Annotated in this window: 15 protein-coding genes; 5 read left to right on the top strand and 10 right to left on the bottom strand. The window is 47.7% G+C overall.

The genetic code is table 11. The annotated features are described in order from the left end of the window. Positions 1-86: 86 nt before the first annotated feature. Both AB8S08_RS00225 and AB8S08_RS00220 read right to left on the bottom strand, forming a co-directional pair. Positions 87-2,234 carry a prolyl oligopeptidase family protein gene (locus AB8S08_RS00225; protein WP_369742994.1) on the bottom strand — a complete coding sequence of 716 codons (2,148 nt, stop codon included), beginning with the start codon at positions 2,232-2,234 and terminating at the stop codon, positions 87-89. Positions 2,235-2,263: 29 nt separating this feature from the next. Then, a complete protein-coding gene (locus tag AB8S08_RS00220) occupies positions 2,264-2,833 on the bottom strand; it encodes a glutathione S-transferase family protein (RefSeq protein ID WP_110075673.1) in 570 nt (189 codons plus the stop codon). Between the two features lie 54 nt (positions 2,834-2,887). Here AB8S08_RS00220 and AB8S08_RS00215 point away from each other — a divergent pair, with 54 nt between their 5' ends. Continuing rightward, complete coding sequence (locus tag AB8S08_RS00215) at positions 2,888-3,499, top strand: DUF502 domain-containing protein (RefSeq protein WP_110075790.1); 612 nt, start codon at positions 2,888-2,890, stop codon at positions 3,497-3,499. A 5-nt stretch (positions 3,500-3,504) separates the two neighbouring features. Further along, positions 3,505-4,164 (top strand): alpha/beta hydrolase, encoded by a 660-nt coding sequence (locus tag AB8S08_RS00210; protein WP_369742993.1) that lies wholly within the window; start codon positions 3,505-3,507, stop codon positions 4,162-4,164. On the opposite strand, the gene AB8S08_RS00205 is transcribed toward AB8S08_RS00210, so the two are convergent. The 4 genes from AB8S08_RS00205 to AB8S08_RS00190 are packed head-to-tail and all read right to left on the bottom strand — an operon-like array spanning position 4,161 to position 7,522. Further along, on the bottom strand, positions 4,161-5,249 hold the full coding sequence (locus AB8S08_RS00205) for a 5-(carboxyamino)imidazole ribonucleotide synthase (protein WP_110075675.1): 1,089 nt from the start codon (positions 5,247-5,249) through the stop codon (positions 4,161-4,163). The genes AB8S08_RS00210 and AB8S08_RS00205 overlap by 4 nt on opposite strands. Next, positions 5,246-5,737, bottom strand: a complete 492-nt coding sequence (gene purE / locus AB8S08_RS00200) for a 5-(carboxyamino)imidazole ribonucleotide mutase (protein ID WP_110075676.1) — start codon at positions 5,735-5,737, stop codon at positions 5,246-5,248. Before purE ends, AB8S08_RS00205 begins: the two co-directional genes overlap by 4 nt. Before the next feature lie 59 nt (positions 5,738-5,796). Further along, positions 5,797-6,819, bottom strand: a complete 1,023-nt coding sequence (locus tag AB8S08_RS00195; RefSeq protein ID WP_369742992.1) for a diguanylate cyclase — start codon at positions 6,817-6,819, stop codon at positions 5,797-5,799. Beyond that, positions 6,806-7,522: a GGDEF domain-containing protein gene (locus AB8S08_RS00190; RefSeq protein WP_369742991.1), complete on the bottom strand. Its 717-nt coding sequence runs from the start codon at positions 7,520-7,522 to the stop codon at positions 6,806-6,808. Before AB8S08_RS00190 ends, AB8S08_RS00195 begins: the two co-directional genes overlap by 14 nt. 136 nt (positions 7,523-7,658) lie before the next feature. On the opposite strand from AB8S08_RS00190, the gene AB8S08_RS00185 reads away from it, so the two are divergent. Together AB8S08_RS00185 and AB8S08_RS00180 are read left to right on the top strand one after the other, a co-directional pair. Further along, a complete protein-coding gene (locus AB8S08_RS00185; RefSeq protein WP_369742990.1) occupies positions 7,659-8,207 on the top strand; it encodes a hydrolase in 549 nt (182 codons plus the stop codon). A 213-nt stretch (positions 8,208-8,420) separates the two neighbouring features. Then, the gene (locus AB8S08_RS00180) at positions 8,421-8,627 is read left to right on the top strand and encodes a cold-shock protein (protein ID WP_034733468.1); all 207 of its coding nucleotides are present in this window, start codon (positions 8,421-8,423) and stop codon (positions 8,625-8,627) included. A gap of 121 nt (positions 8,628-8,748) precedes the next feature. Here the strand turns inward: AB8S08_RS00180 and cysE are convergent, their stop codons facing one another. Further along, complete coding sequence (gene cysE / locus AB8S08_RS00175; RefSeq protein WP_110075680.1) at positions 8,749-9,543, bottom strand: serine O-acetyltransferase; 795 nt, start codon at positions 9,541-9,543, stop codon at positions 8,749-8,751. A 206-nt stretch (positions 9,544-9,749) separates the two neighbouring features. Between cysE and AB8S08_RS00170 the strand changes: the two genes are divergently transcribed. Continuing rightward, positions 9,750-11,024, top strand: coding sequence for an amidohydrolase family protein (locus AB8S08_RS00170; protein WP_369742989.1), 1,275 nt, complete (start codon positions 9,750-9,752; stop codon positions 11,022-11,024). 30 nt (positions 11,025-11,054) lie between these two features. Here the strand turns inward: AB8S08_RS00170 and AB8S08_RS00165 are convergent, their stop codons facing one another. From AB8S08_RS00165 to AB8S08_RS00155, 3 genes are all read right to left on the bottom strand, one after another. Further along, complete coding sequence (locus tag AB8S08_RS00165; protein WP_313932757.1) at positions 11,055-11,537, bottom strand: DUF2489 domain-containing protein; 483 nt, start codon at positions 11,535-11,537, stop codon at positions 11,055-11,057. Then, positions 11,524-11,982 carry a Der GTPase-activating protein YihI gene (gene yihI / locus AB8S08_RS00160; RefSeq protein ID WP_153826563.1) on the bottom strand — a complete coding sequence of 153 codons (459 nt, stop codon included), beginning with the start codon at positions 11,980-11,982 and terminating at the stop codon, positions 11,524-11,526. Before yihI ends, AB8S08_RS00165 begins: the two co-directional genes overlap by 14 nt. Positions 11,983-12,564: 582 nt before the next feature. Further along, positions 12,565-13,191: a cytochrome c gene (locus AB8S08_RS00155; RefSeq protein ID WP_369742988.1), complete on the bottom strand. Its 627-nt coding sequence runs from the start codon at positions 13,189-13,191 to the stop codon at positions 12,565-12,567. Positions 13,192-13,195 lie beyond the last annotated feature (4 nt).

Below are 13,195 nucleotides of genomic sequence, written 5' to 3'. Positions count from 1 at the left end.
TTGATTAGCACCCAAACCAGTTATTACACCTACTAAAAAGCCCTTGCTGGATAAACCAACAAGGGCTTTTTTCATGCACTTATGGATTACTCTTTAATCCCCATGTTCCACAGGGTAAAGCCGTAAATATCAGCATATTGCTCAATGGTTTTTGATACCGGAGTACCAGCACCATGACCGGCATTGGTCTCAATCCGAATCAGCTGAGGATTGCTACCACCTGCTTTAGCTTGAAGCTCTGCGGCAAACTTAAAGGAGTGCGCAGGTACCACACGGTCATCATGGTCGCCCGTGGTGACCAAGGTAGCTGGATATTCCACACCAGACTTGACGTTATGCACTGGCGAATAGCCATAAAGATACTCAAACATCTCTTTGCTATCTTCTGCAGTGCCGTAGTCATAAGCCCAACCAGCGCCAGCGGTAAAGGTATGATAGCGCAGCATGTCTAGTACCCCAACGGCTGGTAAAGCAACTTGCATTAGGTCTGGCCGCTGAGTCATCACCGCACCTACTAACAAGCCACCATTAGAGCCACCGCGAATAGCCAAGCGCTCACTTGAGGTAAAGCCTTCAGCAATTAAATACTCGGCCGCAGCAATAAAGTCATCAAACACATTCTGCTTTTGTAACTGAGTACCAGCATCATGCCATGCTTTACCGTACTCACCGCCACCACGCAAGTTAGCTACGGCATACACACCACCAAGCTCTAACCACATGGCATTGGCCATACTAAATGAAGGCGTGAGACTGACGTTGAAGCCACCGTAACCATAGAGAATGGTCGGGTTGCTGCCATCGAGCTCTAAGCCCTTTTTGTGCGTGATGATCATTGGTACCTTGGTACCATCTTTTGAGGTGTAAAAAACCTGTTTTGATTCATAATCATCGCTATTAAACGCGGTTTGTGGCTGTTCATACACCTCAGATTCACCTGCATCCGGCTCGTAAGCATAGATGGTGCTTGGTGTGCTGTAGTTGGTGAATGAATAGTACAACGTTTCTTCGTCACGCTTACCAGAGAAGCCACCGACACTCCCTACCCCTGGTAACGCAACTTCACGTACCTTGTTACCGTCGTAATCGTATTGCTGTACTTGGGCAATCGCGTCCACCATATATTCAGCAAAGATGTAACCAGCACCCGTTGAGGCACTTAACACATAATCAGTTTCGGCAATAAAATCTTTCCAGTTAGCTGGTTGCGGCGCACTGGCGTCAACCGTCACAATTTTTTGATTAGGCGCATTGCGATTAGTAACCAGGTACAGCTTGCTACCTACGTTATCTAATAAACCAGTATCGCTATCAGTGTCACCCACGATGGTCACTAACTCGCTCTCTGGTTTGGTTAAGTCTTTAATAAACAACTTGTTACCAGATGTTGATACCGATGCACTAATCAGCAAATAGTTGTCATCTTCCGTGACATAGCCACCCACATAACGGTGCTTTTCAGCTTCAGTACCGCCAAAAATCACGGCATCATCAGCTTGGGCAGTACCTAGTTTATGATAATACAGTTTGTGCTGGTCGGTTTTCGCTGATAATTCAGACCCTTCCGGCTTATCGTAACTCGAGTAATAGAAGCCTTCGTTGCCATACCAAGAAATACCGCTGAACTTCACGTCTACCAAGACTGGCTCAAGCTGTTCTTTGGTTTCGACATCAATCACAATGATTTTACGCCAGTCACTGCCGCCCTCAGAGATCGCATAAGCAGCAATCGAACCATCTTTTGAGAAGCTCAAGCTAGCCAAGCTGGTGGTGCCATCTTCACTGAAAGTATTGGGGTCAAGAAAGACTTCCGTGTTCCCTTCTGCATCGGTACGGTAAACCACGTATTGGTTTTGTAACCCATCGTTTTTGTAGAAATAGGTGTAGTTACCCTCTTTAAAAGGTGAGCCTACTTTTTCATAGTTCCACAGCTCAGTTAAGCGGGCTTTGATCTTCGCTCGTAATGGGATTTCATTTAGGTAAGCGAACGTTACTTCGTTTTGAGCTTTCACCCAAGCTTCAGTTTCTGCGCTACGATCGTCTTCTAACCAACGGTAAGGGTCAGCTACGCTCGTACCAAAATAAGTATCAGTAACGTTGCCTCGAAACGTGGTTGGATAAGTGATAGACGACGGTACGGATGTCTGCATGGATGTCTCCGTTGAGGTCTCTTCTGGTTGCGGCGAGCAAGCACTTAAGAGTGCCAAGCTAGCCACCGCGGCGATATATTTCATAGGTCAATAACTCCCTTCGATTGTTATTATTAGCTCAGCGCTGGGTGTGTGTTAGCAAACCAAGGCTGACCATTTAGTGCCAATAAAAATTGTTGTAAATTCGGATAATGCAAAATATCTATTTGCTGCCGAAATTGGGCCCAGCTCAAATAGCAAGCCAACCGTAACAGCCCATCTGATAATTGCTCGGGCTGTTCTGGTAGGCTCCACGTACGTTGATTCAACAACGCTAAAATGGCCTCAATGCGCTGCTGCTGACGCTGCAAGTAGGCACTATGCTCAGCTGTTAAGCCATCTCGTTCAAGCAAAAAGAGATTAATGGTAGTGTCTAATGCGGTGTTCACCATGCAAAACAGATCATAGTCCGCTGCATCTTGACAAAAAGCTTGTCCAGCTTGCTCACGTAGGTAACGAACAATAGAGGCAGAGTCATAAAAGGTCTGCTCATTATGTTGTAAAAAAGGCACCCGATACGTAGGTGAATGCTGACCACTTGCTTGTTGATCGGTCATAATAAATTGGTACGGTTGCTGCTGTAATGCCAACACAATGCGGCAATGCCGTACATAGGGTGAGGTATAACTGCCAAATAACTTCATAATCGCCCTCAAAAGACGTTAAGCTATAGAAACATGTCGCTAGAGATTATCACAATGAAAACCGCCATACAGTATTTACTCAAAGGCTTGGCTATTTTGTTGCCGCTGGTGGTAACAATCGCTTTAGCTCATTGGTTATTGGTGACCATCGAAACTTGGTTAAGCCCGATCTGGAAAGCCTTGCTTGGGGATAAGTATTATTTGCCCGGGCTGGCTTTTGTCAGCTTTTTGGTGTTGGCCGCAGCGGTAGGCTTTAGCTCGCAATGGACAGCACTGAATAAGCTCTGGCAGTTGCCAGGAAATATTATGGAGCGGATGCCATTACTTCGCAGTATTTATGGCACCATCAATGATGTTTTTGATCTGATGTCGGGCAAAAGTTTCTCCGACGAGTCGGTGGTGCTGGTGCATTTGCCGGGCGGCGATATTCGTTTGATTGGCATCGTCACCAAAAAGAGTGGAATTAAAGGCGACCGCCTGTCAGAAACTTTAGATGATGACCACATTGCAGTGTTTCTCCCCATGAGCTACAACGTGGGCGGGTACATGATCATGGTACCGCGTAGCGCCGTGACCCCCTTGGACATGTCGGCAGCTGACGCCATGCAATTAACTATCAGCGGCGGTTTAGGTAAAAACCGCAGCAACAACAAATCTGGAGAATAACTCATATGTCGTATTTAGCTTGCGAGCAAATTGAACCTCAGCAGCCCGCAACTCATGCCATCATTTGGTTACATGGCCTTGGTGCCGACGGTCATGATTTTGTACCCTTGGTGCCTCACCTGCAGTTACCTGCGGGGGTGCATGCACGCTTTATCTTCCCCCATGCTCCGCACCTGCCAGTAACCATTAATGGTGGTATGCGCATGCCCGCTTGGTACGATATTCTGAGTATGAGTATTGAGCGTGAGGTCGATGAACAGCAATTGCGTGAATCCGCAGCGCAAGTACAGGCACTGATTGAACGTGAGCTAGAACGCGGAATTAAACCTGATCACATTGTTCTTGCAGGCTTCTCTCAAGGCGGTGCGGTAGTTTACGAAGCAGCTCTCAGTTATCCCAAGCGCCTCGCCGGGTTGCTGGTGCTATCAAGTTACTTAGCGACACATCAAAGCATTCAACCACACAGCGCTAATGCTGATCTGGCCATATTAGTGCAACATGGCAGCCAAGATCCGGTCGTCGCTGAAGCTCTTGGTAGACATGCCCAGCAATGGCTGGCTGAGCATAACTATCAAGTGCAATATCAGACGTTTCAGATGCAACACCAGGTGTGTCCAGAACAGATAGCCGCCATTAGCAAATGGCTGCAGCAGGTATTGGTTTAATCCGCCAAAACCTGCAACTTATGCGCCCATTGGCTCACCCATTGCTGGGCCGTATCACGATTGGCTGTACGAATATTGACATGACCAACCTTACGGCCCGGGCGAGCTTCTTTGTTGTACCAATGACAATCGGTATCGGCATGGTGCCACAATCCAGCTGGAATTTGTTCGGCACCAATCACGTTTAACATCAGCGTGGGCGTTAATCTTAATAACGGTAATGGCATGCCAGTTAGCGCCCGAATATGCAGGTCAAATTGGCTACTATTGGCGCCGGTCATGGTCCAATGACCCGAGTTGTGTACGCGCGGGGCAATCTCATTTACCAACAACTTAGTTTGTTGCTGTTCTTCCACCACAAAAAATTCAATAGCAAGCACACCGACATAATTTAACGCATCTGTAAGACGTTTAAAGCATGCCTCAGCTTGCTGCTGCAATGCATCTGACACAGGGTCTATCGCACCTAAGCTATAACTTAAAATACCGCGCTCATGAACGTTGGTAATCAGTGGATAGCAACAAATACTACCATCCTTACTGCGCGCTCCTACCAGCGATACTTCGCGCTCAAACGCTATCATTTGTTCAGCGATACCGGGCGCTTGGCCGGCAGCAGCAGCCACTTCTGCTACCTCGTCAGCCACCCCAAAACGCCACTGCCCTTTACCGTCATAACCGCCACGAGCTGCTTTAAGAACCAACGGCTGTTCCGCCTGCTGGAGGATCTTGGTTAGCTCATCGGCGTTGTGGTAAGTTTGCCACGGAGAGGTTGGCACTTGGCAATCATCAAATAATTTCTTCTCGGCGCGGCGATCGGTAAGGCTCTTAATGCGCGCGGGGTCCATCAAAAATTTATCATGCGCTGCAGCGATGATATCCGCCGGAATATCCTCGTGTTCCCAGCTAACCACGTCCGCCCAAGCAATAGCTTCGGCTAAGCTCATGCTCAAGTCTAGTTGTGCACTCAAAGGTTTAACGGTGTTACTACGGGTACTAAAAAGTAGACACTCATGGCCATGGCTAATCCCGCTCGCGCCAAGCATCTGACCTAGCTGGCCGTCACCGATAAACAGAATTTTCATGCATCTAACTCCAGCTTAGACCCTTGTAATACTTGCTCACGCTGGTGGGCTCTAAAAGCCTGAACCTTAGCGCGTACCGTGGGATCAAACGAACCGATAACCTGAGCCGCCAACAAACCAGCGTTTGCAGCACCGGCGTCACCAATCGCAAGAGTACCTACGGCTACACCTTTTGGCATTTGCACAATAGATAGCAAGCTGTCTAAACCCTTAAGTTGTTTGCTCGGAACTGGCACACCAAAGACCGGAATAGCAGTGAATGCAGCTAACATTCCTGGCAGATGCGCAGCGCCGCCGGCGCCAGCAATCACCACGGGCACCCCATCTTGTTCAGCTTGCTGCATCGTGGTTTGCAGTAAATCGGGAGTACGGTGGGCAGAGACCACTTGCGCTTGCCAAGCAACGCCTAAGTCTTCCAACATTTTTGCTGCGTTCTTCATTACGGGCCAGTCTGATTTCGACCCCATTAAGATTAATACCGGTGCCATGCTAGCTGCTCCTGTTTTAAAGGAGCGAATTGTAGCCATGCTGTGCGCTCGGTGCAAATTTATTGCGCAATTCTAAGCCGATCTCGACCTTGGCTCTTCGCTGTATCCATAGCATCGTCGGCCTTTTCTAACAGTTGCTCCCAGCTTTCGCCGGGACGCCATTGAGTGACCCCAGCGCTGGCCGTTACCCGTGCCATCATGCTTTTGATAGCAAAAGGTTCATGGCGTAAATTATCCAGTACACAGCCACTGTACTGCGCGGCCTCCCGTAAACTGGCATTAAGAAAAATCACAATAAACTCTGCGCCATTGCCGCGAATAAAAATATCATCTGGACGACAGCAGGCGCGAATACGGCGAGCCGTATCTTGCAATACCGCATCGCCAAACATATAGCCGAATTTATCGTTGACCGCTTTAAAGGCATCTAAGTCTATTAACATCAAACACAAAGAGTGCTGACGCTGCTCAGCTTGTTGTAGGTGGTGTTGCAGTAATTCATCTAAATATTCGCGTTTGTAAAAACCAGTGAGAGGGTCTGAGGTGGTCGCCTTAATCAGATTACGCTGCATGTTCAGCATCATCACTAAAAAGGTTGCGCCAACCGCAATTAGAACCAACATGGAGAGACCGATGCGCCACGCGTAGTCGAACGGTAAAAACTGATACATTGCCGCGGCAAAAAGCGCGTACACCAGCATAATGACCAGAATGAAGATGGTTTTATCGAACATAAAAAAGACCATCGCCAATACCGGGTACATCCAGTACACCGCCATCATGCCGGCACTTTTCATGCTAAAACTAACCAATGCGCCTAGCGCACAAACAAACACGAAGTTAATCCACTGTGGGGCCAAGTGCTGTTGATATCTCCACCAGGTCACCACAAAGGCACCGCCCACCAAAAGTAATACCAATGCTTGCCACCAAGCCTTGTCCATGGCTGCTAGGACCGCTAGCATGAGCAATATTGCTCCTACGCCAAAGTAGATGGTGCGCATCGCAACTAAGCGAAAACGCTGCCAGACGTTCGTTGGCATGATTGCAGCGGTAGGCATAAAGGAGCTAAATTCGGTCATGGGTTGGCATTCCTGTCGGCACTTGACTCACTTGATTACGACCCTGTTTCTTGGCTTCAAGTAAAGCAGTATCTGCTTGATTAATCCATTGGCTCCAAGTCATTTCTGCTGCCAATTCTGCCACCCCCAAACTTACCGTTAGCGATACGGTCGCATCTTTACCTGCAAACGGCTTTTCTGCTACCGCATGACGTAGCTTCTCAGCGGCAGCTAGCGCCTGCGTTAGCGTTGTTTCAGGCATGACCACCATAAACTCTTCACCGCCTACGCGAAACAGTTTATCGGTACTACGAATGCTGCGCTTCAAGCGCTCAGCGAGCTGCTTCAACATCTGATCACCAATAACGGCCCCTACAAGGACCGCTAATACCCCTCTAAACATAAAAAAAGCGGTAATTAACAGCGGGTATGACCAATACACGCCTAAGCTGCCGTTCTTCTCAATCGACATCACCGTGATGCTCACTAAGACAACCATAAGTACCACCCGCCATGGCGTTGGAATGCGTTGCCCACGGTATTGCCATGCCACCGCCGCGGCAATAGCTCCGGCCACTAGAATCATCAAAGTTTGCCACCAGTGCCCCATCCAGCCTTGCACTGCAGCCAACAACAGAGTGGTGCCCGCAATAAACCAGACGATATTGCCGGTTACCTTGTTTCTAAACTCTTGCAGCACCGCATCAGCGGAAATCGGTTGCATCTGGACCGCATCCTTGTGATGTTCTTGTTTAAATTAAACTAACAACTTACTATGGTTTCTATCAAACTATAACTAACCTCTATTAAACGCAATAGCTTTTGGCTGACTTGTATTACCTCTAGAAAAGGAAGATGACATGTTACTTCGTGCTGAAGATACAGTTGTACTTATCATTGATGTACAGCAAAAACTCGCTCCGGTGATTCACCAAAGCGATAAAGTAGTGGCAAGAGTGCGCTGGTTAGGTGAAATTGCTAACGAGCTCAATGTTCCGATTCTAGTCACTGAGCAATATCCTAAAGGGTTAGGCATCAGTGTTGACGAGTTGGCTGGGGTGATTGAAAACGCCCGGGTTATCGAGAAAATGCATTTTAGTGCCATGCAAGAACCTAATTTTACCTCTGCTTTAGCCGACATGGAGCGCAATCAAGTGGTGTTGATGGGGATGGAAACCCATGTTTGTATTCTACAAACCGCCATCGACCTCATTAGTACCGGCAAGCAAGTGTATGTGGTGGAAGATGCCGTGAGTTCTCGCCGTGATAGCGACAAACAAGCCGCTCTGTATCGTTTACGCCAAGCCGGTGCCATCATCATCACGTCGGAGATGGCTGCTTACGAATGGCTACACCGTTCCGGCACAGATACTTTCCGCCATATTACTAAAAACTGGATTAGGGGCTAAGTTGGCGGTTAAGCAATAAACAAGCGTTAATAAATCTTTAATTGACTCTTTAGGTGATCAGCGTATACTGGCGGTCGCTAGAAAAAATTCGGCTGTCTAATTGTGGCCTGTTACGAAGTCTATTGCTGTACCTCGTTTTGTAAGTCCCAAGTAATACACGTATTTTTATTAGCATTACCCTAGATTTTCACATGCAATACGAGGAATCACGGCATGTCTACAGTAACTGGTAAAGTAAAATTCTTTAACGAAGCTAAAGGTTTCGGTTTCATCGAGCAAGAGCAAGGCGCAGACGTATTCGTACATTTCAGCGCTATTCAGTCTGACGGTTTCAAAACCTTAGCTGAAGGTCAAACTGTTCAGTTCACTATCGCTCAAGGTCCTAAAGGCCCACAAGCTGAAAACGTAGTACCTATGTAAGACGTTGCCTTAGCAACGCATTTAGCGAAACGCATTCTAAAAAGCCGCTCAATGAGCGGCTTTTTTTCGTCTAAAAACCCATATTCAAAGGCGCCGATTCAAAGATGCCGACCCAGAGATGTTAGTGCTGTTCACGCTTACGCTGCTCTGCAGCTGCTTTTTCAGCATCAATAAAATCTTCATCGTCCAGTTGCACTTGGGGTATTTCTTCGCAGACATTGCCACCGAGTTTGTTTACTGCGCAGCATAAGTCACTAACTTTCTGATCCAGTACATGCACATGGTCGAGCATACGACCAATAGCTGTCGCTACTGGGTCTGGATTATCAGCTGAGATGGCGTAGGCATCAAAGCCGTATTGCTTAGCCATTTGTTCGCGCCGCTTGGTGACTTCAACATTGACTGGTGAGCCTGCTACTCGCGCCGGAATGCCGACGACGGTATTTTCAGCTGGTACATCTTTTACGACCACCGCATTTGAGCCAATCCGCGCATTTTTACCAATAGTTATAGGGCCTAAGACCTTGGCCCCTGCCCCAATCACCACCCCATCGGCTAGCGTTGGATGGCGTTTGCCTTGGTTCCAACTGGTGCCGCCCAAGGTAACCCCATGATAAATGGTTACATCGTCACCAATTTCAGCAGTTTCACCAATCACCACACCCATACCATGATCAATAAAGAAACGGCGCCCAATGCGTGCACCTGGGTGGATTTCAACGCCGGTAAGCCAGCGCGCTAAGGTAGAAATAAAACGCGCTAACCAATAGAACCGCCAACCCCACAATTTGTGCGCCATACGGTGCCACCAAATAGCGTGTAAGCCTGGATAGGTCGTCAGAACTTCAAAACTGTTGCGTGCCGCAGGGTCGCGAGCGAAAACACTGCGAATATCTTCTCGAATACGCTTAAACATAGGGTTGTGGCCAGTAAGAATTAAACGACGGCTAGTATAACAAAAGTTGCTCTTTAGCGTTACCTTAAGCAAGTGCTTTTGTGGGACTGTTGTCTAACATTTGACCTAACCCCCAAGACAGCGCTATGGTGAAAGTCAGCCGCCGCTCAGGCAGCACTGGCGCACCTGTTGCACCAGCAGTACAACAATAACAGCGAGACTACAGCATGCGTACATTACTATCAGCTTCAATCCTTTTAGCTCTATCAGGCAGCGCCTACGCGGACACCTTGGTCTATGCGGGGACCTTAATAGACGGCACCCAAAGTAAACCACAGCAACAAATGACTATTGTTATTGATGAGGGCCGTATTATCGGCATAGAACAAGGCTACAAAACCGCTACCGCTGATGATCTCGTCATCGACCGTAAAGACAGTACTGTTATGCCAGGGTTTATTGATATGCACACCCACCTTACCTCGCAGTTGGGTCCTGGCAGTTACATGAATAAGTTCACCAAAAGCGCGGCGGATGTCACACTAGATGCAGTGAGCTATGCCGAGAAGACGCTGTTAGCAGGTTTCACCACAGTGCGCGAGCTAGGTGACTCCTACAATGCCAGTATCGCCTTAAGAGATGCTATTCAGGCTGGTAAGGTGCGAGGTCCTCGTATCTATTCAGCGGGTAAATCCATTGCGACCACAGGCGGCCATGCAGACCCCACCAATGGTGCCAAAGAAGGCTTATATGAACAACCAACCCCAGCGGATGGTGTCGTTGATGGCCCCTATGACGCACGGAAAGCGGTCAGAGCTCGCTATCAAGATGGTGCGGATCTGATCAAACTAACCGTAACCGGTGGTGTCTTGAGTGTTGCTAAAAGCGGCCACAATCCCCAATTCATGATGGATGAACTGCGCGAAATTGTAACAACTGCCAAAGACTACGGTATGAAAGTAACGGTCCATGCCCATGGTAAAGAAGGCATGTTACGCGCCATTGAGGCCGGGGTAGATTCAATTGAGCATGGCACCTACATGGATAAAGAAGTGATGCGTGCGATGAAGAAGAATAACGTCTATTATGTGCCAACCATCACGGCCGGACGTTCAGTAGCAGACCGCGCCAAGATAGACGGTTATTTTCCCGAGTTAGTGCGACCTAAAGCTGCCGAGATTGGCCCTAAGATTCAAAATACCTTTGCTGAGGCCTATAAATACGGTGTCAAAATAGCTTTTGGTACCGATGCAGGGGTTTATGACCACGGCGAGAACTATCGTGAGTTTCAGTACATGGTTGAGGCTGGCATGCCACCTCTTGAGGCCATTCGCGCTGCTACGGCTGAAGCTGCTACCCTACTGGGCGTAAGTGACATTGGCACCCTTAAAGTGGGCAATAAGGCCGATGTGGTTGCTGTCCCAGGCAATCCACTTGAAGATATCAGCTTAATGAGTGAGATCAATTTGGTTATCAAAGACGGGCAGGTCTATAAGCAATAAAGACGTTGACGAACAGAAGGACTTTGCTAGTTAAGCAAAGTCCTTCAGTAACTGGCGTACATCATTCAAAATCTGCTGCTCTAGCTCCACTTCATAGCCTTCACGCTCGCGATCCATTTTACGGATCTCTTGCTTTGGATACTGTTTACGGGCGTCATGAGTAGGCATGTGCTTAATACGTTCATACATATCATGCAACGCTGGGTAGCGCTCAGCATACTTGGCTGTATTGGATTCGACCCGCAAATCAAGCAGCACCACTAATCGCAGTGCGCCCTCAGAATGCGGACATTGCCCCTGCTCCATGGCCTTGGCAATGGTCACAATGCTTTCTAGCAAGCGCTCATTACGTCCCGCTAGGGCTTCATCGCGACGCTGATCCAACTGACGCCGCTGAAACTTGACTTGCGCAATCAAACGTCCAGCATAAAAAGCTAAGCCGGCAATGATCAAAACCCCAGCAACAAGTATTAGCCAACCCCACCAGGGCATGTGTGCATCAATCATCATCATCCTCATCGTCGTTTAGATCTAAGCCCAATAGCTCTGCTAGTTGCTCAAAGCGCGTGGTACGTTCATCTACATAACGAGATTCAGCTACAGATAGTTCATCGCCTTCATCTAAACGGTCCAATAGATCTTGCAACCGCTCATCATTTTCTATGGCTGCGAGTTCCGCCATAGCTGCTTTACGGTCAAAACTTGGTACTACGGGTGCCACTGCATCTGCAGCCATAAGGGTGATGGGTTTTTTACTACCTAACCGTGGATCATGGACATTAGCCTGAGCCGTTGCCTGAGCTTTACTGGCTGGTGCAACGTTGAATCTACTCCCAGGTTTACGACCTTTACCAGCGTGCGCGCCTGAGGCATCGGGTTTGCTCTTTTCCCACTCGGGAATAACGCGTTTTGAAGGGGCTAATGGCCCTGTTTTGCGGGTTTTCTTACGGCGTGTCATATAGTGCCATTCCAACTGTGGAAGTGAATAAACTGGCTACTAGTTTACCTTATCTTGGCGGCAATAAAAAAGGCGATGTTGCCATCGCCTGATTTATTCTCATCTTTCCACACAGCGCACGTGCGATTTTCGAGAACGGTTGTCACTATCTTCCTTGTTTTTAATTATAACGTCCCTGAGCTTTTTATTATTATTGTTATTATGTTAAGCGCATTAACCGAGCTCTGTTATTTTTATTGTGCTTGGTTAAAAGGTGGCCTCCTGGCCGTGTTGTTATTCCCTGGATTATTATTCTTTTCTACGTGAACCTTTTTGGGTCATTCTTGACTTAATTAATAACCCGTTTGATTCTCGCTACGCCACTAATCACGTGGGCTTGCTTGATTTCAATGGCATTCAGACTACTGATTCACAAAATTTAATCAATGACTTTTATGTTATAAGAAAGGCATTTCATATAACCATAATTGACAAATCGTTATTTTACGAGGGTTTAACAGTCATTCGGATGCAACAAAAAAATAAAAAGGGCAGCTATCAAGCTGCCCTTTTTGCTCATATTTTGTGCGTTATCCGCTAGGCTTAGTACAAGCCTTGGATGTATTGAGACAAAATTTCAATATCTTTATCGGTCAGTTTACTGGCAACGTCACGCATCATATTGTTCATATCGTTGGCACGTTCACCGCTGCGGAACAATTCTAACTGTTGTTTCGTATAAGCCGCATGCTGACCAGAAATATCTGGGAATCTAGCTAAACCCATGCCATCGCCACGCGGACCATGACAAGCTGCACAAGCTGCAATACCACGAGTTTCATCACCAGCGATAAATAGCTTTTTACCGGCAGCAATGACATCTTCAGGTGCTTCGCCACCGCTCATGTCTTTACCAGCATAGAAAGCCGCCAAGTCAGCCATGTCTTGCTCACTTAACATCATTACTTGGCCCTGCATGATTGCGTTAGCACGGCCTTGCGAGCCGCCGGTTTCAGCAGCTAGCTTATAATCTTTTAATTGTTTAAACAGGTACCCTTCATGCTGACCCGCAATTTTCGGGTACATATCCGATGGAGCATTACCATCAGGTCCGTGACATGCGGCACATACGGCGGCTTTTTGTTGACCTGCTTCGGCATTACCAGTAGCCGCCATGGCAAACCCGGTCAAACCAACGTAGAGGCCTACGAACAATGCAATTTTTTTCATGATC

Source organism: Pseudidiomarina sp. PP-1MA, from assembly GCF_041200125.1.
In the GTDB taxonomy this organism is placed as follows: Bacteria; Pseudomonadota; Gammaproteobacteria; order Enterobacterales; family Alteromonadaceae; genus Pseudidiomarina; species Pseudidiomarina fusca.
This window is presented reverse-complemented; position numbering and strand designations above follow the sequence as displayed.